Source organism: Glycomyces buryatensis (assembly GCF_004912275.1).
Lineage (GTDB): Bacteria > Actinomycetota > Actinomycetes > Mycobacteriales > Micromonosporaceae > Glycomyces > Glycomyces buryatensis.
Genome location: NZ_STGY01000071.1, coordinates 96,144 through 119,831, shown reverse-complemented (window position 1 = coordinate 119,831; position 23,688 = coordinate 96,144). Strand labels below are relative to the sequence as shown.

Below are 23,688 nucleotides of genomic sequence, written 5' to 3'. Positions count from 1 at the left end.
TTCGGTGAGGGGTACGGCGGACTAAGGCCAGCATCAGCGTACGACCAGGCTCTCCACCTGCTCGATGAACTCCCGCTCGGCCTCGGAGATCGCGACCTTCTTGCTGAAGAGGCCGCCGGTCTTGGACTTGGAGGCCTCGGCGACCTTCGTGGCGAGGCGTACTAGCCAGGCGCCGTACGCGGCGGCGTCCTGCTCGTCGGCCCGCTCGCGGAGCAGCGCGGTGGTCTCCTCGATCAGCCTGTGCGCCTTGGCCACCGCCTCGATCGGATCGGGCATGCCCTTGTGCTCGGACTCGGAGCCCCCGCCCTTGCGGAGCGCGACTGCGACGGATCGCACGAAGGCGTTCTCGTGCCGCTGGGCTTCGCGGAAGACCGAGGCGCCGGCCGTGAGTTCCTTGAGGAACGCCATGGGTTTCACCTCTCCATCGACGACGATGGCGCCCTCCATGACGGCCCGAGGCGTGTCCAGGATCAGGGCGCGCGCGTCGCCTTCGAAGTCGGAGAGATCGGTCATTGCCGTGCCTTTCATTGCGCCGGTTCGGGACCGCCACAACATACTGGGTCGGCGCACGGTGGGACCTGCCCGGGGGAGGGGTGATTCCTTCTCGACACGTCGGTTCTAGCGGGTGTCCGAGGACCCCTAGCTGCGCTCGGCTCCCGTCAAGCGGTAGGCGTCGTAGACGCCGTCGACCTTCCGGATCACTTTCATAATGTGATCCAAATGCTCGGGATTTGCCATCTCGAACGTGAAGCGGGACAAGGCGACCCGGTCCCTGGTCGTGGTGACCGTGGCCGACAGGATCGACACCCGTTCGCCCGACAGCACCTGTGAGACGTCGGCGAGCAGCCGGTGCCGGTCGAGCGCCTCGACCTGGACCGTCGCGACGAACGTGGCCTGGTCGTCCTCGCTGGACCAGCTCACCTCGAGTACCCGATCGGGTTGCAGCTCGATGCGCTCCTCGGCGTTCTCGCAGTCCCGGCGGTGGATCGAGATGACGTGGTAGCGGGTGGCGAAGCCGATGATGGCGTCGCCGGGGATCGGGTTGCAGCAGTGGGCCAGCCGCACCGGCATGTCGCCGTCCTCCATGCCGGAGACGGTGACCGCGGCGTGGATGTCGCCGTGCTCCTCGGGGACGATCCTGGCCGGCTGGGTCGGGGCGGTCGCCTCGGCCATGTCCTCGGTGGCGCCCTCGGCGCCGCCCTGAACCTCCAGCAGCCGCTGCACCACGGCCGTGGAGCTGATGTGGTGCTCGCCCAGGGCCGCGTACAGCGCCTCGACGTCCTTCAGGTTCATGTCCTTGGCCAGCGACGTCAGGTTGTCGTGGGTCAGCATGCGCTGCATGGGGAGACGCCGCTTGCGCATGGCGCGGGTGAGCTCGTTCTTGCCGAGCTCGATCGCCTCCTCGCGCCGCTCGCGCTTGAAGTGCTGCTTGACCTTCGTGCGGGCGCGCGGGCTCTTGACGAAAGTGAGCCAGTCCTCGCTGGGCGTGGCGTCCTTGGAGTTCGAGGTGAAGACCTCGACGACGTCCCCGTTGGACAGGGTCGACTCCAACGGCACGATCTTGCCGTTCACCTGAGCGCCTATGCACCGGTTGCCGACCTCGGTGTGGACGGCGTAGGCGAAGTCGACCGGCGTCGAGCCGGCAGGAAGCGCGATGACATCACCCTTGGGGGTGAACACGTACGCCTCGGAGGAGGCCAGGTCGAAGCGGAGCGCGTCCAGGAACTCCGACGGGTCGGCGGCCTCGCGCTGCCAGTCCAGCAGCTGGCGCAGCCACGCCATGTCGTCGATGTGGGCCGGGGGACCGGCGACGGTCGAGTTCTTGGTCTCCTTGTACTTCCAGTGCGCGGCGATGCCGTACTCGGCGGTGCGGTGCATCGCCCAGGTGCGGATCTGCATCTCGACCGGCTTGCCGTTCGGGCCTATCACGGTGGTGTGCAGCGACTGGTACATGTTGAACTTCGGCATCGCGATGTAGTCCTTGAAGCGCCCCGGCACCGGTTGCCAGCTCGCGTGGATCACCCCGAGCGCCGCGTAGCAGTCCCGCTCGTTCTCCACCAGGATGCGGAGCCCGACCAGGTCGTAGATGTCGTTGAAGTCGCGGCCGCGCACGATCATCTTCTGGTAGATCGAGTACAGGTGCTTAGGCCGACCTGACACCTCGGCCTTGATGCGCGACTCCTTCAGGTGCTCCTTGACCTGGGCCGTCACCTGCTGAAGCAGCATCTCCCGCTGCGGGGAGTGCTCCGAGACGAGGCGGGCGATCTCGGCGTAGCGCTTCTTGTAGAGGGTCGCGAAGGACAGGTCCTCCAGCTCCCACTTGATGGTGTTCATACCGAGGCGGTGGGCCAGGGGAGCGAGGATCTCGAGGGTCTCGCGGGCCTTCTGCTCCTGCTTGGCGGGCGGCAGGAACGTCAGGGTGCGCATATTGTGCAGGCGGTCGGCGAGCTTGATGACCAGCACCCGGGGGTCCTTGGCCATCGCCACCACCATTTTGCGAATGGTCTCGGCCTTCGCCGCGTCGCCGAGCTTCACCCTGTCGAGCTTGGTGACGCCGTCGACCAGCAGCCGGACCTCCCCGCCGAACTCCGCCTCGAGCTCGTCCAGCTCGTAGTCGGTGTCCTCCACGGTGTCGTGCAGCAGCGCCGCGACCAGCGTGTTCGTGTCCATGCCCAGCTCGGCCAGGATCGAGGCGACCGCCAGCGGGTGGGTGATGTACGGGTCCCCGGACTTGCGGAACTGGCCGTTGTGCAGCTCCTCGGCCCGCGTGTACGCGTGCTGGAGCAGCTTGACGTCGGCGCGCGGGTGCGCGGCCCGGTGGGTGGCGACCAGCGGTTCCAGGACCTCCGGCAGCGTCGAGGACTGCCAGGGCGCGTTGAACCTCGCCAGCCGCGCGCGCATCCTCCGCCCCGTCGGCGGGCCCATCGGCCCACCGGACGTCGGCGCGGGGGCGCCTGCGGGCTTACCGCTGGGCCCTGCGGCTCGTTCGGTCACCACGTCGCCTCCTCTGCCTGGTCCTGCTGATCAAGCTTAGGTTGATATCGTAGCCGCGCACAGCTGCGGGTCAGGCTTCGTGACGAACGGCCGGGGCCGCGGTTTCATGCCGCGACCCGCGTCACTGTGCCGCACCCGGGCGAGCCGTGGATTTAGCTGGGGACGACGACCTCGACGACGCCGGCGGTGGCGACCTGCTGGACGATGTCCAGGCCGGACGTCACCTGACCCAGGATCGTGTAGTCGGCCGGGAGCGTCGTGTCCTCGTAGACGATGAAGAACTGGCTGCCGGTGGTGCCCGGTCCGGCGTTGGCCATCGCGATGGTCCCGGCCGGGTAGTTCGCCTCGGACTCGACCGGCGTGTTCTCCTCCGCATAGGAGTAGCCCGGGCTGCCCTGGCCGGCGTACTCCGGCGTGCCGGCGTCGATGGCCGCGCGGGCGTCGGGATCGCCGCATTGGAGGACCCAGATCCCGTCCGTGGTCATCCGGTGGCACTGCTGCTCGTCGAAGTAGCCCGCCTGAGCGAGAGTGGTGATCGCGCCCGCCGTGCAGGGGGCGCCCTCGGTGTCGATGTCGGCGCTGATCTCGCCGAGGTTCGTCACGAACTTCAGCTCCTGCTTGCCCGCCGCCGGCTGGGTCGCCTGCGGGGTGCTGCCGCCCTCGGTGGCGGTGTAGGCGCACTCGGCCGTGGCCGAGCCGTCCGGGGCGCTCAGCTGGGCGCACTCGAGGAAGACCTGCTGCGCGGGCATGCCGTCGGTGACGCCCTCGGAGGCCTCGGCGGTCTCGCCCTCGCCGCTCGGCTTCGCGTCGGCGCAGCGGTCCGCGGCGGACTTCGCGGCATCGACCAGCGACGCGACCGCCGGATCGTCCGTGCCCGAACCGTCGTCCTCAGGGCCGAAGAGCGCGACCGCGCCCCAGGCCACCAGCGCGAGCGCGACGAGCGCACCCACCCCGCCGACGGCCCAGGCGACATTGCGCTTCTTGTGCTGCTGCTCGGCCTTGGCGGACATCCGCTGCTGCAACTGCTGGCGGGCAGTGATCCGCTGGGCCTGTTTGGACGACACCGTCGGTTCTCCTTCGCGTCGTTGACTTCTAGGGGTCTATTCGGTCTCGGCGTCTTCGGACGGGGCCTCGGAGCCCTCGGCCGGCTCGCTCGCTCCGTCGCTCGCCTCTTCCGATGCGCCCTCGCTGACTTCTTCGGAGGGAGCCTCGGTGACCTCGGCGGTCGGGGTCTCCTCCGCGGGCGGTTCGACAGGGTCATCCTTGAAGAAGCCGCTCTGCCACAAGTACCCGAGGGTGAGGACCGCCGCGATCGCCAGCAGTCCGAACAGCGCCTGGAGCTGGCGGCGGTGCCGGAGCTTGCTCGCGAGCCGCGCGTTCTTCTTCGCGTTCGCGATGCGCTGCTTGCGCCGCTCCATGTGCTTCGACTTGGCGGGCACTGCCGGGCCTCCTAGATGCTGTCACTCGTAAAGGGGGTACGAGATGTGGAGTGTATCCGCACCTGTCGGGGTCGACACGGCTGGCCGTCGGTGTAGGCTTTGGGCCGGAAAAGGAGGGGACCGCAGGTGCTCATCGAGACACTCGTGGCCGACGCGTTCGGCACGAACTGCTATGTCCTCGCCGACGGCCCGGGCAGCGAATGCGTGGTCGTCGACCCCGGCATCGGCATCGCCCCCCGCCTCGAGGAACTCCTGCGCGACAAGCGGCTGAAGCCCGTCGCCGTCATGCTCACCCACGGGCACCTCGACCACACCTTCTCGGTCACCCCCGTCTGCGGCGCCAACGACGTGCCCGCCTACATCCACGCCGCCGACCGCCACCTCCTCGAAGACCCCATGCAGGGCTTCGGGCCCGGGATGATGTCGCTCGTCGGCACCGGCCTGGACTGGACCGAACCCGACGACGTGGCCGTCCTCGCCGACGGCGGTGCCCTCGACCTCGCCGGGATGACCTTCACCGTCGACCACGCCCCCGGCCACACCCAGGGCTCCGCCATGTTCAATATCGGCGCCGCGGACCCCTTCTGCCTCACCGGCGACGTGCTCTTCAACAACGGCATCGGCCGCACCGACCTGCCCGGCGGATCAGAGACCCAGATGAGCGCCAGCCTCGTCAACAAGGTCCTGCCCAAGGACGACCACACGGTGATCCTGCCCGGCCACGGCCCGCGCAGCACCATCGGCGCCGAGCGCGCCGGCAATGCCTACCTGCATCATCTGGTCGCGGCGCATCGCGCCTAGACCGACCGCAGTTCGCCCAGCATTCATCCCAGATCATGCACATCTATGGCTCGCAAGCTTCGCCAAGAATGGAGACACCTATGTCACGGCCCCAGCCGCTCTCGGGATTCCCCGAACTGCTGCCCCGGCAGCGCATCGTCGAGCAGCAGGTCGTGGACCATCTCCGCCGGGCGTTCGAACTCCACGGCTTCGCGAACCTCCAGACCCGCGCCGTCGAGCCCATGGACCAGTTGCTCCGCAAGGGCGAGACGTCCAAAGAGGTCTACGTCCTGCGCCGCCTCCAGTCCGACGCCGAAGGCTCCGACTCCGGGCTCGGCCTGCACTTCGACCTGACCGTGCCCTTCGCCCGCTACGTGCTGGAGAACGCCGGGAAGCTCAACTTCCCGTTCCGCCGCTACCAGATCCAGCCGTGCTGGCGGGGCGAGCGCCCGCAGGAGGGCCGTTACCGCGAGTTCATGCAGGCCGACATCGACATCGTCGACCTCGGCGAGCTGCCCGCGCACTACGAGGTCGAGGTGGCGCTGGTGATCGCCGACGCCCTGCGCGGCCTCCCGCTCCCGCCGGTGCGCATGCACGTCAACAACCGCAAGCTCTCCCAGGGTTTCTACCAGGGCATCGGCATCCGCGACACCGAGGAGGCGCTGCGGATCATCGACAAGCTCGACAAGATCGGCCCCGAAGGCGTCTCCAAGCTCCTGATCGACACGGTCGACGCGACCCTCGAGCAGGCCGAGGCCTGTCTCAAGCTCGCCTCGATCAGCGCCGCCGACACCTCGTTCGTTGAGGAGGTCCGCGCGCTCGGGGTGTCCAACCCGCTCCTCGACGAGGGCCTGAACGAACTCGCCGCCATCGTGGAGGCCGCGTCCAAGGCCGCGCCGGGCTTCGTCATCGCGGACATGAAGATCGCGCGCGGCCTCGACTACTACACCGGGACCATCTACGAGACCGTCATGGAGGGCTACGAGAGCCTCGGCTCGATCTGCTCGGGCGGCCGCTACGACAAGCTCGCCTCCGACGGCAAGCACACCTATCCCGGTGTGGGCCTGTCGATCGGCGTCTCCCGAATCCTGGTGCCGCTGCTCCAGGCCGGCAGGCTCGACGCCACCCGCGAAGTGCCCACGTGCGTGCTCGTCGCGCTGGCCAACGAGGAGGAGCGCTCCGGCGCGAACGCCCTCGCCCAGCGGCTGCGGGACCGTGGCATTCCCACCCAGGTTTCGCCCTCGGCGGCCAAGTTCGGCAAGCAGATCAAGTTCGCCGACAAGCGCGGCATCCCGTTCGTGTTGTTCGATGGCGAAGAGGGCCCCCAGATCAAGGACATCCGCTCCGGCGACCAGGTGCCCGTCGACGTCGACGCCTGGGAGCCTCCGGCGGAGGACCTGCACCCGCGGATCATCGCTGAGTAGAAAGATACGAAATGCACTGAATCAACTTCTCGACCCAAAGAGGCCAAGCGTGTAGGTGGCGTCCGCGGCTGGCTGCCGTGCTCACTCCTACATCCGGCACTGTCGTAATGACGGTGCTGGGACGCGTGACTGACGCCCCGCATTCCACGCCATCTCGCCGCGGGCGGCGATATTGCGGGAAGCATTTCGGTCGGCGTGGGCAACGACCCCGCACGACCGGCACCGGAACTCGGCCTGATTCGGCCGGTTCCGCTTGTCGATGTAATGGCAGTACGAGCACTCCTGGCTGGTGTATGCCGGGTCGACATATACCACCGGCACGCCGGCGATCTTCGCCTTGTAGGCGATGAACTCCGCGAGCTCGGCGAACGGCCAGGAGTGGACTGCGGCCCGTTGGGGCTTGCGGAGCCGTACCCGCTCACGGAGACCCTTGAGCTCCTCAAGGGCGATCCCGTGCCCGGTGCGTTCAGCCTCGGCCACAATCCTTTTCGAAACCTTGTGATTGACGTCCCTATTCCGGCGCTGTTCCTTGCGGCGTCGGATCTTCAACAACCGTTTCGCAGCCTTCGTATCCTTCGCCTGCAACTTCGCCCGCAGTTCCTGCTCACGACGGCGCTGGCGATTTCGGCCTCTACCGGAGCGGACCTTCCCATCCGAGGTGGTCGCCACATTCACGATCCCCAGATCCACGCCCAACCACCCCGCCGGCCGCTCGTTCGGATCCGCTTCGGGGACCTCGCAGGTCGCGGCCAGATAGAACATGCCATCGCGACAGACCAGATCAGTCTGGCCCTTGCGATGTTCGCGGAGAGCCTTCAATTGTTCGGCGCCACCGGTGAACCGGATGCCTTTCATGCGGCCGTGCACGGTCCAGATCGACGCGGTCCCAGCATCGTGCTGCCAGGACAGGCACCGATCATCGAAGGGCTGCGCCGCATCCGATCGGAATGCGACCGGCTTCGATTCGGCCTTGACCCGGCGTCGCGAACCAGGTTCGCCGAGATTCCCGGCCGCAATGTTGGCGCGCAAGACTGTGTACGCGTCGGCGACCTTCCGAATCACATGCAGCGCAGGCTGAGCAGACAGGCCGCGGTCTTTGAAGTCGCTGTAGGCGACCCGCTGCAAGTGCGCGCGGGTTGGCTTAGCGTCACCGCGAAAGGCGCGTTCGGAAAGCCGGTTCGCCTCCTCGTTGCATACGCGCAGAGTCGCCGCCAATGCCGACGCCTGAACAGGCGTCGGCATCAGCTTCACTTGCACCGCGATCTTCACGTCACCAACGCTATCGGAGGGGTACGACAATTTAGTCGGAGCGACTTCCAGTAGTGGTTTCTCTGGTGCCCTGAAGACTTGGGGGACGGTCCCGAAACATGCTGAACGAACCATCGGACCAAGCAGTGGCAAACGAGCACCTTCGAACAGGTCACCAGTCGGCGATGAGCGGCGCGTCGTGCTCGTGCCGCTGCCAGACCTCGGTGAGTCGGGTGAGCCGGCCCGGACTGGCCATGCCGCGGACGTGCGAGACCTTCTCGCCCTCGACCTCGAACACCACCGCGCCCACGACGCGGTCGTCGATGACGGCGAGCATGGCGGGGGCGCCGTTGACGAGGCCGGCATGGAGCGCCGGGGAGCCGCCCGCGAGCTCCCGCTTCGCCGGGGTCGGCTTGAACGCGGCCCGGGCGGCGGCGGCGAACCGCTCCGGGACCGAGTAGTGCATCAGCTTCTCGCTCAGTCCGAAGCCGTCGGTGACCGCCGTGGCGTCGTCGGTGAGCAGCGCGACGAGCCGGTCGGTGCTGCCCGAGGCGGCGGCGTCGAGGAACGCCTCCACGACCCGTCGCGTGGTGTCGCGGTCGATCGTGTCGTGGCGGCCGGTGGCGGGGTATTCGGCGGCGATGCGTTGCCGGGCCCGATGGAGGTGCTGGTGGCTGGCCGACTCAGTGATGTCCAGGATCGCGGCGATCTCTTTGTGGCTGTGGGAGAACGCCTCGCGCAGGACGTACACGGCCCGTTCGACCGGCGAGAGCTGCTCCAACAGCGTCAGCACCGCCAGGGACACGGACTCGCGCTGCTCGAAGGTCTCGGCCGGGCCGAGCATCGGGTCGCCGTCGAGGAGCGGCTCGGGCATCCAGTCGCCGACCGCGCGTTCGCGCCGCACCTTGGCCGAGCGGAGCCGGTCGATCGAGAGGTTGGTGACGATCTTGGTCAGCCACGCCTCGGGCACGTCGATGTGGTCCCGGTCGGCGTCCTGCCAGCGCAGGAACGCGTCCTGGACCGCGTCCTCGGCGTCGGCCGCCGATCCGAGCAGGCGGTACGCGAGCGAGGCCAACCGGTCCCGGTTGGCCTCGAAGCGCTCCAAAGTGGCAGTGTCCATGGCTCCCAGCCTAGGCGGCAATGGCCTCCGTCGTCTTGGAGGAAGTCTGCAGGCGGTGCTTGCGCTTCGGCATGCCGAAGGTCGGGTGGAGGGTGCCGATGATCGAGCCCTTGAGGATGGCCGCCTTGATGCGCACGGCCGACTTGCCGCGCACCGACCACGACTTCGAGTGCGCCACTTCGTCGACCAGCTGGAAGATCGCGTCGTTCCGTCCGAGGCTGATGTGGTTGCCGACGTACGGCAGCTTGCTGGTCGAGACCTTGTGGCCGGTCAGGTCTCCCACGATCGCCTCGATCGCCTGCTTGGCGGTGAATCCGCTCGAGGCGCATGACATGGGCAGCGGGAGGCCGTTGTCGCCGAGGATGTAGACGGCGTCGCCGGCGGAGTAGACGTCCGGGTGCGAGACCGAGCGCATTTCCCGGTCGACCAGGATCTGGCCCGTGTCGGCGACCTCCAGGCCGCTGGCGGCGGCGATGGGGTCGACGGCAAAGCCGGCGGCCCACACGGTCGCGTCGGATTCGAGGACGGTGCCGTCGGCTCCGATCGCCCGTGTCTGCTCGACGCGTTCGATCGAGGTGTGCTCGTGGACCTCGATGCCGAGCCGGTCGAAGGCCTGGCGCAGGTGGCGCTGGGCTCCCGGCGAGAGCGAGGCGCCCAATTCACCGCGGGCGGCCATGGCGACCTGCAGCTCCGGCCTGGATTCGGCGAGTTCGGTGACGGTCTCGATGCCGGTCAGGCCCTCGCCGACGACGAGCACCTTCCCGCCGAAGTCGAGGCCGTCCAGGTGTTCTCGCAGTCGCTGTGCGGCCGGGCTGCTGGTGACGTGGAAGGCGTGTTCGACCACGCCGGGGACGCCGTGGTCGGCGACGCGGCTGCCGAGTGCGTAGACCAGGGTGTCGTAGGGGAGTTCACCGTCGCTGAGTGCGACGGTCTTGGCCTCGACGTCGACCGATTCGACACGCGCCAGGCGAATTCGGATGTCGGTCCCGCGGAAGACCTCGGTCAGCGAGTGGCGCTTGATGTCCTGCCCGGCGGCGACCTGGTGGAGGCGCAGCCGCTCGACGAAGTCGGGTTCGGCGTTGACGACGGTGATCTCCCGGTCGGTGGGGGCGAGGCTGCGGGCCAGGTTCCCCGCGATGTACGCGCCGGCGTATCCGGCCCCGAGAACTACGATGCGGTGCTGCATTGGATTTCTCCTGTCTGATTCGCTTGCCCCCCTTGAACGAGGCAGTCGTGCGAACTCTGACAGAACTTGACTGTGAGGCCGGTCACTCGCCCTTGTAAGCCGGTTCGGGGTGCTCGATGTGCTTCCAGTGGCGTTCGAGCACGACGAGTTTGTCGGGGTTGGCGACATTGCGGATCGCCGAGACGCGGCCGCCCGAGATCTCGAAGGTCATGGTCCCGACGATGCGGTCGCCGATCGCTACGACCAGGGCCGGGTCGCCGTTCGCCCGCGTCAGATACAGATCGGGCCATCCGCCGAGCATTTCGCGCTTGGCCTTGCTGGGCTTGAACAGGCCCCGGATGAACTTCGCGACCTCCAGCGCACCGCGGACCGGGACGAGGCGGGCCACGACCTTGCCGCCGCCGTCGCCGATGGCGATCGAGTCGTCGGTGAGGAGTTTGACGAGCGTGTCGGTTTGGCCGCTGGTGGCGGCGGCGAGGAATTCCTCGACGATCTTGCGGGCGGTGGCCGGGTCGACCTCGGTGCGGGTCTTGTCGGCACTCACGTGCCGCTTGGCGCGGGAGTAGGTCTGCTGGCTGCCGGCCTCGGTAATGTCGAGGATTTCGGCGATCTCGCTGTGCGGGTACGCGAATGCCTCACGCAGGACGTAGACGGCGCGTTCGGCGGGGGAGAGGCGCTCCATCATGACCATCACGGCCAGGGACACCGATTCGCGCTGCTCGGCGGTGTCGGCCGGATCCAGCAGCGGGTGTCCCTCGATGACCGGTTCGGGAAGCCATTGGCCCACGTAGGTCTCCCGCCGCGCGCGGGCGGAGGTGAGCTGGTTGAGGCACAGGTTGGTGAGGACCTTCGTCAGCCACGCCTCGGGCACTTGGATCGAGGTGCGATCGGCGGACTGCCAGCGCAGGAACGTCTCCTGCACGGCGTCCTCGGCCTCGGAGGCCGAACCCAGGAGCCGGTAGGCGATGGCGCCCAACCGGTTCCGCTGCGCCTCGAACAGCTCGACCTCGCCCGCGATCAACGACATACGGCCGATGCTACCTAGCTGGGTGGCGGTCGGCGAGCGCCGTTACTCGACTTCCTGGACACAGTAGATCGCAATGATGGAGTCGATCTCGGGGTCCCAGTCGCGGCCGGCTGACAGCGCGGTGTCGGTGTAGTAGTAGTAGCTCCAGTCGGTGTCCTCGCAGGCGTCCGTGCCGGCCACCGAGTGGTACTCGTCGCTGGGGTCGGGGTCTTCGGGGTAGTCCACGACCTTGAGGACGAGCCAGTAGGCGGATTCGGCCTCGCAGTCCACGACGTAGAAGCCGTCGGTGACGTCCTCGACGCACTCGTCCGCGAGCGGGGCCCGGAACTCGGACTCGGGCGCGGTGGTCTCCTCTTCCTCCGGAGTCGTCTCCTCTTCGGCGGCCGAAGTCTCCTCGGCGGCGCTGGACTCTCCGGCGGCTTCGGTGGTCTCCTCTTTCGGTTCGTCGCCGCCGAGGGTGGTGGCGATGAAGATGCCGCCGATGACGACGGCGAGCATGACGACCGACAGCGTCACGATCAGCGGGAGGTTCGAGGGGCCCTTGGGAGGCGCGGGGGCCGCCTGGCCGGGCTGGAAGGCCTGCCCGTGCGGGGCGGGGGTGGGCGGTCCCATGGGCATCGGCGCGGGACCGCCGGGCGGGCCGCTGCCGGGGTGGACGTTCATGGCGGGGTTGCCGTAGCCGCCTTGCGCGGGGGCCCCGTACGCATCGGGACGTGCGTAGGGGTCGGCGTCGGTGTAGAACTGCTGCGGCTGGGACTGCGGCTGTTGGAGTTGGGACGGGGAGGACTGACCGTAACCGGGCTGCTGCGGCTGCGGGGGCTGTCCGTAGCCGGGCTGCTGCTGGTTCGGGTCGTAGGGGTTGGGGGGCGGGTAGCTCATCAGAGTCTCCGAGGCTGTGCCGGGCAAGGGGGTGTTCGGTGGCGTTCGCTCCATCATATTGCTCCACTGCGAACGCGGGGTATACGGCGAAGGGCCGTCCCGCACCCGAGGATTCGGATGTTCGGTGCGGGACGGCCCTCGGAACTGGGTCCGATGCCCTCTATCAGGCGTTCGTCCTAGTAGGCGAACGCCGCGCAGAGGATGCCGGTGACCGGGTCGCTGTCGGAGCCGGTCGTGGAGGTCGGGTCGGTCAGCTGCGTCAGCGACCAGAAGTAGTCCTCTTCGCTGCATCCGGAGTCGAAGGCCATCTGGGCGATCTCGTCCTCGGTCATGGCCGTCGGCGGGTCGACCGGGATGGTGACCGTGGTCTCGTACGAGGCGTCGGCGCAGTCGCGGACGTACCAGCCGTCGTAGTCCTCGTTGAAGCAGTCGCCCACGTCGGGCACGACGCGGGTGCGGCCTTCGGAGTCGGGCGTGTCCAGCGATTCGGCGCAGACCACGTAGTCGACCTTGCCGCCGCCCGAGTCGTAGACGAAGTTGTAGCTCTTCCAGGTCTGGCCGAACTGCCAGCCGAGGACCTCTTCGCCGCAGATGGCGGTGATGCCGTCGAAGGACTCCAGGTCGCCGGTGGAGCTGGCCCGGATGTCGTCGACGTCCTCGTCGACGACGGTGGCCTTCCAGACCGCGTCGGGAGAGGAGCAGTCGACGACCAGTTCGGCCAGCGGGTCCTCCTCGAACGAGAGGTGCATCGACCAGTCCGAGAGGCAGTCGTCCACGGCGACTCCGGCCTTGATGTCCGAGTCATCCAGGTCGGACACGGCTTCGCCGAATTCGTCGCCGCCGAGCATCTGCACGAGCACGATGACGCCGACGATGAGGAGCGCGGCGCCACCGGCGATGAGCCGCCACATCAGGCCCTTGCCGGTGTCCTTGACGAACGCGCCGAAGCCGGTGCCGCCGTTCGAGGGCGGCATCGGCATCGGCGGGGGAGCGCCGTAGCCGCCGCCACCGGGGGGAGGCGGGTACCCGCCCTGTTGCGGCGCACCGTAACCGGGCTGCTGTGGTGCGCCGTAGCCCGGTTGCTGCTGCGGCTGCGGGGAGTAGCCTCCCGGCTGCTGCTGGGGCTGGGGAGGCGTTCCGTAGCCGGGCTGCTGAGGCGGGGGCTGCTGGGGCGCGCCGTAGCCGGGTTGCTGCGGCGGCTGCTGGTAGGGATTGGGGGGCGGGTAGCTCACCTGGTTCTCCATCTTGCTTTGAGTGCGGGCGGTGCACACCGCCTGGGCGTGCGGGGCTCATCATCATAGGACGCCGCCGCGACCGTCCGAACACGACGAGGGCCGCCCCGTTTCCGGGGCGGCCCTCGGGTTCTCGCTTTTTTAGAGGTCGGAGTAGCAGGCGATGCCGCCGACCCGCCCCAGCGGGTCGTACGGGCTGATCATCTGCGTGTAGTAGTCGCCGCCGGAGCACTCCTCGGCCTTGGTGGCGACTTCTTCCTCGGTCATCTCGACCGGCGGGTCGACCGGGATCATGTCGGCGGCCTCGTAGAGCGCCCCGGGGTCGGAGCAGTCGACGGTGAACCAGTCTTCGGCGTCGTCGAAGCAGTCGCCGGTGTCGGGGGCGACGGCGGCCTGGCCGGATTCGTTCGGCTCGCCGATGGACTCCAGACAGAAGAACTGCGAGGTGACGCCGGTGGCCTCGTCGTAGACGAAGTTGTAGTCCACCCACTTCTGCCCGGGGATGCGGGCGTAGACCGACTCGCCGCACTGGTCGATCGCGTCCTGGAAGTCGGCCACGTCGCCGCCGGAGACGGACACCGCCGCCTCGTTGTCGACCTTCGTGATCGTCCAGAAGGCCGCCGGGTCATCGCAGGGGATGACGAATTCGGCGTCGGCGGTGACCTCGGTGTTCTCGCCCATGCAGTCGCCTTCGGCCGCGCTTTCGGCGGCCGCGACCTCGTCGTCGCTGAGGGTGGTGTCACCTCCGTCATCGCCGCTGCCGCCGAAGTCGACGTACCGCAGGATCAGGATGGCCGCGACCGCCAGGACACCGACGATCGGGCCGATGATCTTCCAGATGCCGCCGCTGCCGCCCGAGGCAGGGGGCATGGGCGGCGGGGCGCCGTAGGGATTCTCGCCGGGGCCGGGCTGGCCGGGCTGGCCGGGACCGGGCTGCCCGTAACCGGGCGGCGGGGTCTGCCCGTAGCCCGGCTGCTGGCCGTAACCCGGCTGCGGCTGAGACTGGCCGTATCCGGGCTGGGGCTGGGAAGGCGCACCGTAGCCGGGCTGCTGCGGGTTGTACCCGCCTCCCTGCTGCGAGTCGTATCCCGGCTGTTGGGGCTGCTGGCCGAAGCCAGGCGGCGGAGGGTTGCCGCCGGGCGGGGGATAGGTCATTGGTGAATTGCTCCTTGAATACGTACCGTTGTATCTCCAAGGGATGGCCCGCTCAGCGTCGCCTCGCGGTGGACGAGGAGGCGTTGGCGCGTCCCGCCGGCTTGAACGGCGGGGCACGCTCAGGCCGAGCCATGATGGGTGCCTCGAAGCACGGATATGGGACCGTGCGATTTGCCCACTCTAACCGCTATGCGTCAAACGTCGCGCGGGCATCTCCCCTGGTGATTCGGGGTTACGCCGTCGTTACGGACTGATTGCCCCGCAGACGGGTCGGTAGTGAGAAAAACCTCTGGACCTGCTCGGATCGTAGGACGAGAGTGTCAGAAAGATGAGCGATGCATTACACTCGTCTGACACTTTGCATTCTTCTCGGGCCGACGTCGTCCCGTAGGAACCACGCCGTGTTCCAGCACCCCCACACATAGCTGGGACGCTCGACGACGAAGGAGGCCGACGGTTGAGTTCTGCCCAGAACACCGCACCGGGTCTGTACCGCCCCGCATGGGAACACGACGCCTGCGGCGTCGCCTTCGTTGCGGACATGCAAGGCCGGGCCGCTCACAATGTCGTCGAACGCGGCCTGTCCGCGCTCGTGCGCATGGAGCACCGAGGAGCCACCGCCCCCGACCCCGACTCGGGTGACGGCGCCGGCATCCTGCTCCAGATCCCCGACGCCTACTACCGCGACACGGTCGGCTTTCCGCTGCCCGAGGCCGGCCACTACGCCGCCGGTCTCGTCTTCACCCCCGATGACGCCGACGCCGCCCAGCGCGTGCGCGCGATCGTGGAGAAGTACGCCGTGACCGAGGGCTGTCGCGTGCTCGGCTGGCGCTCCGTCGCCACCGACCCCAGCCCGCTCGGCGCCGCCGCCGCCGCTTCGGTGCCGCAGGTCAGCCAGGTCTTCATCGCCGCCGAGGACGAGAGCACCGCCGGACTCGACCTCGACCGCCTCCTGTTCGCCGTGCGCAAGCAGGCCGAACGCGAGATCCGCGAGCGCCACGTCGGCGCCGCCGCCATCGTCTCCCTGTCCTCGCGCACCGTCATCTACAAGGGGATGCTCACCCCCGAGCAGGTGCCGCAGTTCTACCCCGAGCTGCGCGACGAACGCGTCAAGAGCGCCATCTCCCTGGTGCACTCGCGATTCTCCACCAACACCTTCCCGTCGTGGCCGCTCGCCCAGCCGTTCCGGATGCTCGCCCACAACGGCGAGATCAACACCGTGCGCGGCAACCGCAACTGGATGACCGCGCGCCAGGCCGAGCTCGCCAGCGAGCACCTGCCCGGCCGCATCAAGCGGCTGTTCCCGATCAACACGCCCGGCGGCTCGGACTCGCTGAGCTTCGACGAGGTCGTGGAGCTGCTGCACCTGGGCGGGCGCAGCCTGCCCCACGCGATGCTCATGATGATGCCGGAGGCCTGGGAGCACAACGCGACCATGGACCCCAAGCGGCGCGACTTCTACCGCTACCACGCGGCCATCATGGAGCCCTGGGACGGCCCCGCCGCCGTCTGCTTCACCGACGGCACCCAGATCGGCGCGGTCCTGGACCGCAACGGCCTGCGCCCCGCCCGCTGGTGGCGCACCACCGACGACGTCGTCGTGCTCGCCTCCGAGGCCGGCGTGGTCGACTTCGAGCCCAGCGAGGTCGCCCAGAAGGGCCGCCTGGAGCCGGGCCGCATGTTCCTGGTCGACACCGAGGCCGGCCGCATCGTCGACGACGAAGAGGTCAAGGACGAACTCGCCGGAGAGCACGCCTACGGCGACTGGCTCCACGCCGGACTCATCCGCCTCGAAGAGCTCCCCGAGCGCGCCCACACGCCCTACGACTCCCAGACCGTGCGCCGCCGCCAGCGCACCTTCGGCTACACCGATGAAGAGCTGCGGATGATCCTGGCGCCCATGGCCTCCGCCGGCGCCGAGCCGATCGTCTCGATGGGCTCCGACACGCCCATCGCCGGGCTCTCCAAGCGCCCCAAGCTGCTCTTCGACTACTTCACGCAGCTGTTCGCGCAGGTCACCAACCCGCCGCTGGACGCCATCCGCGAGAAGCTGGTCACCGCGCTGGGCACCATGATCGGCCCGGAGGGGAACATCCTCCAGCCCGGCCCGCACTCCTGTCGCCAGATCGAGCTCTCGCGCCCGGTCCTGGACAACGAGGAACTGGCCAAGATCCTCCACATCGACGAGGACGGCGACATGCCAGGCTTCCAGGCCGTGCGCGTCTCCGGGGTCTACAAGGCCCGCCACGGCTCCAAGGGGCTCAAGGACCGCCTGACCGAGATCTGTCGACACGTCTCCGAGGCGATCGAGGACGGCGTGCGCATCCTGGTCCTGTCCGACCGCGACTCGACCGCCGATCTCGCCCCGATCCCGTCGCTGCTGCTGACCGCCGCCGTCCACCAGCACCTGGTGCGCGAGCAGACCCGCACCAAGGTCGCGCTCCTGGTCGAGACCGGCGACTGCCGCACGGTCCACCACGCGGCCGTGCTCCTCGGCTACGGCGCCGCCGCCGTCAACCCGTACCTGGCCTTCGACTCCGTCGAGGAACTCTGCGACCTGGGCGTGCTCGACATCGAGCGGACCGAGGCCGTGGAGAACTACATCAACGCCCTGTGCCAGGGCGTGCTCAAGGTGATGTCCAAGATGGGCATCTCCACGATCGCGTCCTACACCGGCGCCCAGGTCTTCGAGGCCGTCGGCCTCGACGCCGACTTCGTCGACCGCTACTTCACCGGCACCGACTCCCGCATCGGCGGCATCGGCCTCCAGACGCTCAGCCGTGAGGTGGCCGAGCGCCTCCGCGCCGCCTACGAGCGTCCGATCGAGACCACCGAGCCGCTGCCGCCCGGCGGCGACTACCAGTGGCGCCGCGCGGGCGAGGTCCACCTGTTCAACCCCGAGACGGTGTTCCTGCTCCAGCACGCCACCCGCTCGGGCCAGTACGACGTCTTCAAGCGCTACACCCAGAAGGTGGACGCCATCGCGGCCGACTCCGGCCTGCTGCGCGGCATGCTCGACTTCGACCTCGAAACGCGCGAAGCGATCTCCATCGACGAGGTCGAGCCCGTCGAGACCATCGTCAAGCGGTTCCACACCGGGGCCATGTCCTACGGCGCGCTCTCCCAGGAATCCCACGAGACCCTCGCCATCGCCATGAACCGCCTCGGCGGACGCTCCAACTCCGGCGAGGGCGGCGAGGACGTCGACCGGCTCTACGACCCCGAGCGCCGCTCGGCCATCAAGCAGGTCGCGTCCGGACGGTTCGGCGTCACCGCCGAATACCTGGCCACCGCCGACGCCATCCAGATCAAGATGGCCCAGGGCGCCAAGCCCGGCGAGGGCGGCCAGCTGCCGGGCAAGAAGGTCCACCCGTGGATCGCCAAGACCCGCAACGCCACGCCCGGCGTCGGCCTGATCAGCCCCCCGCCGCACCACGACATCTACTCGATCGAGGACCTGGCCCAGCTCATCCACGACCTCAAGCACGCCGGAGGCGGCGACGCCGAGGTCCACGTGAAGCTCGTCAGCGAGGTCGGCGTCGGCACCGTCGCCGCCGGCGTCTCCAAGGCCAAGGCCGACCACATCCTCATCTCCGGCTTCGACGGCGGCACCGGTGCCGCCCCGACCAACTCGGTCAAGCACGCCGGCACGCCCTGGGAGATCGGCCTCGCCGAAGCCCAGCAGACCCTCATCCGCAACGGGCTGCGCGACCGCATCACGCTCGAGGTGGACGGGGCCATGAAGACCGGCCGCGACGTCGTCGTCGCCGCCCTGCTCGGCGCCGAGGGCTACGGCTTCGCCACCGCCCCGCTCGTCGTCGCCGGCTGCGTCATGATGCGCGTGTGCCACCTCGACACCTGCCCGGTCGGCGTCGCCACCCAGGACCCGGTCCTGCGCGCCCGCTACAACGGCGACCCCGAGTTCGTGGAGAACTTCTTCCGCTACATCGCCGAAGAGGTCCGCGAGCTCCTCGCCCAGCTCGGCTACCGGAGCCTGGACGAGGCCATCGGCAACGTCGAGCGGCTGCGCCAGATCCCCGGACCCGGCCGCAAGGCCGCCCGGATCGACCTGTCCAACGTCGTCGCCCCGCCCGTCGAAGGCTCCCGCGTCCGCACCCGCGACCAGGACCACGGCGTCGAGGAGACCATGGGCGCCAAGCTGGTCGAGATCGCGCGGCCCGCGATCGAAACCGGCATGCCCATCTCCGCCGAACTCGACATCCACAACACCGACCGCTCGGTCGGAGCGCTGCTCGGCGCCGCCGTCAGCCGCGCCCACCGCGAAGGCCTGGCCGACGGCACCATCGACGTGACCTTCCGCGGTACCGCCGGGCAGTCGTTCGGCGCGTTCCTGCCGCGCGGGGCGAACTTCAAGCTCCTCGGCGACGCCAACGACTACGTCGCCAAGGGCCTCTCGGGCGGACGCATCGTCCTGGCCCCCGACGCCGGAGCGCCGTTCGCCGCCGAGGACAACGTCATCGCCGGCAACACCATCCTCTACGGGGCCACCTCCGGAGAGATGTACGTCCGCGGCAAGGTCGGCGAGCGCTTCGCCGTCCGCAACTCCGGCGCCGTCGCGGTGGTCGAAGGGGTGGGCGACCACGGCTGCGAGTACATGACCGGCGGCACCGTCCTGGTCCTCGGCCCCACCGGCCGCAACTTCGCGGCCGGCATGTCCGGCGGCACCGCCTATGTGTGGCGCCTGGACGAGGGCCGCACCAATACCGCGCTGGCGGACCTGGACCCGCTGTCCGCCTCGGACATCGACCTGGTTCACAGCCTGCTGCTGCGGCACGGCCGGGCCACCGGCTCGGCGGTCGCCGCCGAACTGCTCGGCAACTGGCCCAAGGCCGCCAGCGGTTTCACCAAGGTCATTCCGCGCGAGTACAAGGCCGTCCTCGCCGCCCAGCAAGCCCAGCAGCAAGATCAGCAGAAGGAGGCCGTGAATGCCTGACCCGAGCGGATTCCTCAACCACGGCCGAAAGGTCGTCGGCAAGCGGCCCGTCCCGGTCCGCATCCTCGACAACCGCGAGGTCTACGAGCGCACCAGCGCCAAACTGGTGACCGAGCAGGCCTCGCGCTGCATGGACTGCGGCATCCCGTTCTGCCACAACGGCTGCCCCCTGGGCAACCGGATCCCGGAGTGGAACGACCTGGCCCGCACCGGCCGGTGGGACGCGGCGATCGAGCAGCTGCACGCCACGAACAACTTCCCCGAGTTCACGGGCCGGCTCTGCCCGGCCCCGTGTGAGGCCTCCTGCGTCCTAGGCATCGGCGACGCTGGGTCCTTTGCCGACTCCGTCGGGGCTGTGACGATCAAGAACATCGAGGTCGAGATCATCGACCGTGCCTTCGACGACGACAATGTGGCCCCGCGTCCGGCCTCGTCCTCGACCGGCAAGTCCGTGGCCGTGGTCGGTTCCGGCCCGGCCGGTCTGGCCGCCGCCCAGCAGCTGGCCCGCGCCGGACACGCCGTAACCGTCTACGAGCGCGACGACGCCCCCGGCGGCCTGCTGCGCTACGGCATCCCCGACTTCAAGATCGAGAAGGACAAGATCGACCGCCGCATCGTCCAGATGGAGGCCGAGGGCGTCGAGTTCGCGTGCAACGTCAACGTGGGCGTGGACCTGACCGCAGAGGACCTGCGCGAGCGCCACGACGCCGTGGTGCTGGCCGTGGGCGCGCTGGAGGGTCGCGAGACCGACCAGAGCGGCCGCGAACTCGCCGGTATCCACCAGGCGATGGAGCACCTGACGGGCGCCAACCAGGTCGTGGCGGGCAAGGCCCCCTTCGCGCCGATCGACGCGAACGGCAAGCACGTCGTCATCATCGGCGGCGGCGACACAGGCGCGGACTGCCTGGGCGTGGCCCACCGGCAGGGCGCGGCCTCGGTCCGCCAGCTCGACCTGTACCCGACCCCGCCGACCGACCGCGACGCGGGCAAGGATCCGTGGCCGACCTGGCCGGTCATCGTCCGCAACTACCCGGCCCACGAGGAGGGCGGCGAGCGCAACTACGCCTCGGCCGCCGCCGAGTTCATCGGCGACGAGCACGGGCACGTGCGCCAGATGCGCTTCTCCGAGGTCACGGTCGACAAGTCCCAGGGCCGCCGCGACATCATCCCGGTGCCCGGCACCGAGGAGATCGTCCCGGCCGACCTGGTGCTGTTGGCGATCGGCTTCGCCGGCACCGAGGACCAGCCGCTGCTGCGCCAGTTCGAGCTGGAGCGCAGCCGCCGCGGTGTCATCGACTGCGGCGACGACTGGCAGACCGACTCGCCCGGCGTCTTCGTCGCCGGCGACGCCCACCGGGGCGCCTCGCTGATCGTGTGGGCGATCGCCGAGGGCCGCGCCGCGGCCGCGGCGGTCCACCGCTACCTCGGCGGCCGGACGGCCCTGCCCTCGCCGGTCGAGGCGAGCGCGCAAGCGCTCATCGCCTGAGAAAACCTTCGCGGCCCCTTTAGCGGACCAGCCTGAGAGGACCTGCGCACAAGCGCTATCCCCACCGGTGCGAATAACGCGGAATTGAGCGCGGACACCTGTTGTCCGCGCTCAATTCGACGTATCTACATTTTGCATTCCGCTCATTTCGAGTCGCGGTGAATTCCACCTCTCATCTGCGGAGACCTCGTGAGTGTGAATGTGCGTCCGATATAAGCTCGCAGGGTGACTCGTAGAGCAAAAATCGTATGCACCATCGGGCCCGCGACCGCCACGCCCGAGCGTATGGCCGGCCTGATCGACGCCGGCATGAACGTCGCCCGCATGAACTTCAGCCATGGCACGCAGGCCGACCACGAAGCCGTCTATCAGATGGTCCGTGACGCCGCCGCCGCCGCTGGAAAGCCCATCGCCATCCTGGCCGACATGCAGGGGCCCAAGATCCGTCTGGGCAATTTCGCCAACGGCTCGGAGCAGTGGGATGCGGGCGACCGCGTCAAGATCACCTCCGAAGACGTCGACGGCACCCACGACCGTGTCTCCTGTACCTACAAGAAGCTCCCGTCCGAGGTGACCAAGGGCGACCGCCTCCTGGTCGACGACGGCAAACTGGCGCTGGAAGTGCTCGGCGCCGACGACACCGACGTCGAGTGCCTCGTGGTCGAGGGCGGCCCCGTCTCCAACCACAAGGGCCTGTCGCTGCCGAACGTGAACATCTCCGTGCCGGCGTTGTCCGAGAAGGACATCTCCGACATGAAGTTCGCGCTGAACCTGGGCGTGGACCTGATCGCGATGTCGTTCGTGCGCCACCCCAACGACGTCCACCTGGGCCACAAGGTCATGGACGAGGTCGGCGTGCGTCGCCCGATCATCGCCAAGGTCGAGAAGCCCGAGGCCGTCGCGCGCCTCAAGGAGATCGTGCTGGCCTTCGACGGCGTCATGGTCGCCCGCGGTGACCTCGGCGTCGAGATGCCCCTCGACGAGGTCCCGATCGTGCAGAAGGAGATCGTCCGCCTCTGCCGCGAGAACGCCAAGCCCGTCATCGTCGCGACCCAGATGCTGGACTCGATGATCGAGAACGCCCGGCCCACCCGCGCCGAGGTCTCCGACGTCGCCAACGCCGTCCTCGACGGCGCCGACGCGGTCATGCTCTCCGGCGAGACCTCGGTCGGCAAGTACCCGATCGGGACCGTCCGCACGATGGCCAAGATCGTCGCGACCACCGAGGGCGGCCCGATCGACGTGGCCCACCTCGCGCACGACCCGAAGTCCAAGCCCGGTGCCGTCACCGCGGCCGCCGCCCAGATCGCCGACGCGATCGGCGCGAAGGCGCTCGCGGCGTTCACCCAGACCGGTGACACCGTCAAGCGACTGGCCCGCCTCAACCCGGAGCAGAAGATCGTGGGCCTGACCCCGATCGAGTCCGTCCGCAACCAGATGGCGCTGTCCTGGGGCACCGACTCCTACCTGGTCGAGCACGTCGACCACACCGACGCGATGTTCCAGCTGGTCGACAAGACCTTCCAGGAGCAGAACCTGGCCGCCCCCGGCGACCTGGTCGTCATCGTGGCGGGCACCCCGGCTGGCACGCCGGGTTCGACCAACACCGTCCGGGTCCACAAGATCGGCTCCTAGTCGATGACGCGGATTCTCGTCGGACAGGACGCCGTGGACTCGCTCCTCGGCGTCCTGGACCTGGAAGAGATCGACAAGGGGCTCTTCAGGGGACCCCAGCCCGAGGTCGGGCTCCAGCGCGTGTTCGGCGGCCAGGTCGCCGGGCAGGCGCTGGTCGCGGCCGGGCGGACCGTCCCCGGAGACCGGCGGGTCCACTCGCTGCACGGCTACTTCGTGCGCCCCGGCGACTCGTCGAAGCCGATCGTCTACCAGGTCGAGAACATCCGTGACGGCCGCTCCTTCTCGGTGCGGCGCACGGTCGCCCTCCAGGGCGGGCAGACGATCTTCTTCATGTCGGCCTCGTTCCACACCGGCGAGTCCGGCCTGGAGCACGCCGACCCGGTTCCGAACGACATGCCCGGCCCCGAAGAGATCCCGCCGCTGTCCGAGCAGTTGCAGTCCCACCCCGACCGGCTGGGCATCTGGGCGCGGGTGCCGCGCCCGATCGACGTGCGCTACGAGGGCGGATCCGGTTTCTCGGCCTCGGGCGAGCGCCCGGCGCGCGAGCACCAGCGCGTGTGGCTGAAGGCCGACGGGAAGCTCCCCGACGACCCGCTCATCCACGTGTGCGTGCTGACCTACGCCTCGGACCTGACGCTGCTGGACTCGGTCCTGGCCCGCCACGGCGAGGTCTGGGGCCCCGGCGGCTACCTGGGCACCAGCCTGGACCACGCGCTGTGGTTCCACCGCCCGTTCCGGGCCGACGAGTGGATCCTCTACGACTCGACGTCCCCGACCGCCGACCTCGGCCGGGGCCTGGCGCAGGGCCGGTTCTACCAGGACGGGGCGCACATCGCCTCGGCCATGCAGGAGGGCCTGCTGCGGCAGACTCCGGAGACGCCGGGCGTCCCCTAGCATCGGGCGAACCGGATGAAGGCCACCGCGATGGGCGGTCCCCACGGGCCGCCCATTGTGTTTCCCGGCTCAGAGACGCAGGACACAATTTCTTGCCGGGGACACGCCCGGCCCCGTGCCCTGGTGCGACGAACCTTCTTGCGGCTTAGATAGAATCGGATGAATACCACGTTGTAGGAGGGGTATGCCCTCGATGGCCGACCAATGTTAGGGTCTCCATTCGTCCCCCCTGATA

General features: G+C 68.9%; 17 protein-coding genes. 6 read left to right on the top strand and 11 right to left on the bottom strand.

The window, feature by feature from the left end:
• Positions 1-33: 33 nt before the first annotated feature.
• The 4 genes from FAB82_RS21020 to FAB82_RS21005 all read right to left on the bottom strand — a co-directional run bounded on the left by FAB82_RS21020 (position 34) and on the right by FAB82_RS21005 (position 4,433).
• Positions 34-513 carry a hypothetical protein gene (locus tag FAB82_RS21020; protein WP_136536513.1) on the bottom strand — a complete coding sequence of 160 codons (480 nt, stop codon included), beginning with the start codon at positions 511-513 and terminating at the stop codon, positions 34-36.
• Between the two features lie 126 nt (positions 514-639).
• Complete coding sequence (locus FAB82_RS21015; RefSeq protein WP_136536582.1) at positions 640-2,925, bottom strand: RelA/SpoT family protein; 2,286 nt, start codon at positions 2,923-2,925, stop codon at positions 640-642.
• Between the two features lie 221 nt (positions 2,926-3,146).
• A complete protein-coding gene (locus FAB82_RS21010; protein WP_136536512.1) occupies positions 3,147-4,058 on the bottom strand; it encodes a peptidylprolyl isomerase in 912 nt (303 codons plus the stop codon).
• 36 nt (positions 4,059-4,094) lie between these two features.
• Positions 4,095-4,433 carry a hypothetical protein gene (locus FAB82_RS21005; protein ID WP_136536511.1) on the bottom strand — a complete coding sequence of 113 codons (339 nt, stop codon included), beginning with the start codon at positions 4,431-4,433 and terminating at the stop codon, positions 4,095-4,097.
• Positions 4,434-4,559: 126 nt separating this feature from the next.
• Here FAB82_RS21005 and FAB82_RS21000 point away from each other — a divergent pair, with 126 nt between their 5' ends.
• Positions 4,560-5,234 (top strand): MBL fold metallo-hydrolase, encoded by a 675-nt coding sequence (locus tag FAB82_RS21000; protein ID WP_136536510.1) that lies wholly within the window; start codon positions 4,560-4,562, stop codon positions 5,232-5,234.
• A gap of 80 nt (positions 5,235-5,314) precedes the next feature.
• Positions 5,315-6,637, top strand: a complete 1,323-nt coding sequence (hisS, locus tag FAB82_RS20995; RefSeq protein WP_136536509.1) for a histidine--tRNA ligase — start codon at positions 5,315-5,317, stop codon at positions 6,635-6,637.
• Between the two features lie 87 nt (positions 6,638-6,724).
• On the opposite strand, the gene FAB82_RS20990 is transcribed toward hisS, so the two are convergent.
• The 7 genes from FAB82_RS20990 to FAB82_RS20960 all read right to left on the bottom strand — a co-directional run bounded on the left by FAB82_RS20990 (position 6,725) and on the right by FAB82_RS20960 (position 14,484).
• Positions 6,725-7,906, bottom strand: coding sequence for an RNA-guided endonuclease InsQ/TnpB family protein (locus tag FAB82_RS20990; protein ID WP_211116736.1), 1,182 nt, complete (start codon positions 7,904-7,906; stop codon positions 6,725-6,727).
• A gap of 151 nt (positions 7,907-8,057) precedes the next feature.
• A complete protein-coding gene (locus FAB82_RS20985) occupies positions 8,058-9,005 on the bottom strand; it encodes a sigma-70 family RNA polymerase sigma factor (RefSeq protein ID WP_136536508.1) in 948 nt (315 codons plus the stop codon).
• 10 nt (positions 9,006-9,015) lie between these two features.
• A complete protein-coding gene (locus FAB82_RS20980; RefSeq protein ID WP_136536507.1) occupies positions 9,016-10,191 on the bottom strand; it encodes an NAD(P)/FAD-dependent oxidoreductase in 1,176 nt (391 codons plus the stop codon).
• Positions 10,192-10,273: 82 nt separating this feature from the next.
• On the bottom strand, positions 10,274-11,218 hold the full coding sequence (locus FAB82_RS20975) for an RNA polymerase sigma-70 factor (RefSeq protein ID WP_136536506.1): 945 nt from the start codon (positions 11,216-11,218) through the stop codon (positions 10,274-10,276).
• Between the two features lie 42 nt (positions 11,219-11,260).
• Entirely contained in the window at positions 11,261-12,097 is an 837-nt protein-coding gene (locus FAB82_RS20970; protein WP_136536505.1) for a hypothetical protein, read from the bottom strand.
• Between the two features lie 176 nt (positions 12,098-12,273).
• The gene (locus FAB82_RS20965; protein ID WP_136536504.1) at positions 12,274-13,329 is read right to left on the bottom strand and encodes a hypothetical protein; all 1,056 of its coding nucleotides are present in this window, start codon (positions 13,327-13,329) and stop codon (positions 12,274-12,276) included.
• A 141-nt stretch (positions 13,330-13,470) separates the two neighbouring features.
• On the bottom strand, positions 13,471-14,484 hold the full coding sequence (locus tag FAB82_RS20960) for a hypothetical protein (protein WP_136536503.1): 1,014 nt from the start codon (positions 14,482-14,484) through the stop codon (positions 13,471-13,473).
• Positions 14,485-14,941: 457 nt separating this feature from the next.
• On the opposite strand from FAB82_RS20960, the gene gltB reads away from it, so the two are divergent.
• The 4 genes from gltB (at position 14,942) to FAB82_RS20940 (ending at position 23,453) form a co-directional block, all read left to right on the top strand.
• Entirely contained in the window at positions 14,942-19,438 is a 4,497-nt protein-coding gene (gene gltB / locus FAB82_RS20955; protein WP_136536502.1) for a glutamate synthase large subunit, read from the top strand.
• On the top strand, positions 19,431-20,924 hold the full coding sequence (locus FAB82_RS20950; RefSeq protein WP_136536501.1) for a glutamate synthase subunit beta: 1,494 nt from the start codon (positions 19,431-19,433) through the stop codon (positions 20,922-20,924). Before gltB ends, FAB82_RS20950 begins: the two co-directional genes overlap by 8 nt.
• Positions 20,925-21,149: 225 nt before the next feature.
• Positions 21,150-22,559 (top strand): pyruvate kinase, encoded by a 1,410-nt coding sequence (gene pyk, locus FAB82_RS20945; protein WP_136536500.1) that lies wholly within the window; start codon positions 21,150-21,152, stop codon positions 22,557-22,559.
• A 3-nt stretch (positions 22,560-22,562) separates the two neighbouring features.
• Positions 22,563-23,453 (top strand): acyl-CoA thioesterase, encoded by an 891-nt coding sequence (locus tag FAB82_RS20940; RefSeq protein WP_211116735.1) that lies wholly within the window; start codon positions 22,563-22,565, stop codon positions 23,451-23,453.
• Positions 23,454-23,688: the final 235 nt, after the last annotated feature.

What these genes read in the sequence shown, in the direction of transcription:
- FAB82_RS21020 (WP_136536513.1), bottom strand. Translation starts at nt 513, where the DNA reads ATGACCGATCTCTCCGACTTCGAAGGCGACGCGCGCGCCCTGATCCTG.
- FAB82_RS21015 (WP_136536582.1), bottom strand. Translation starts at nt 2,925, where the DNA reads ATGGGCCCGCCGACGGGGCGGAGGATGCGCGCGCGGCTGGCGAGGTTC.
- hisS (WP_136536509.1), top strand. Translation starts at nt 5,315, where the DNA reads ATGTCACGGCCCCAGCCGCTCTCGGGATTCCCCGAACTGCTGCCCCGG.
- FAB82_RS20985 (WP_136536508.1), bottom strand. Translation starts at nt 9,005, where the DNA reads ATGGACACTGCCACTTTGGAGCGCTTCGAGGCCAACCGGGACCGGTTG.
- FAB82_RS20980 (WP_136536507.1), bottom strand. Translation starts at nt 10,191, where the DNA reads ATGCAGCACCGCATCGTAGTTCTCGGGGCCGGATACGCCGGCGCGTAC.
- FAB82_RS20975 (WP_136536506.1), bottom strand. Translation starts at nt 11,218, where the DNA reads ATGTCGTTGATCGCGGGCGAGGTCGAGCTGTTCGAGGCGCAGCGGAAC.
- FAB82_RS20970 (WP_136536505.1), bottom strand. Translation starts at nt 12,097, where the DNA reads ATGAGCTACCCGCCCCCCAACCCCTACGACCCGAACCAGCAGCAGCCC.
- FAB82_RS20960 (WP_136536503.1), bottom strand. Translation starts at nt 14,484, where the DNA reads ATGACCTATCCCCCGCCCGGCGGCAACCCTCCGCCGCCTGGCTTCGGC.
- FAB82_RS20950 (WP_136536501.1), top strand. Translation starts at nt 19,431, where the DNA reads ATGCCTGACCCGAGCGGATTCCTCAACCACGGCCGAAAGGTCGTCGGC.
- FAB82_RS20940 (WP_211116735.1), top strand. Translation starts at nt 22,563, where the DNA reads ATGACGCGGATTCTCGTCGGACAGGACGCCGTGGACTCGCTCCTCGGC.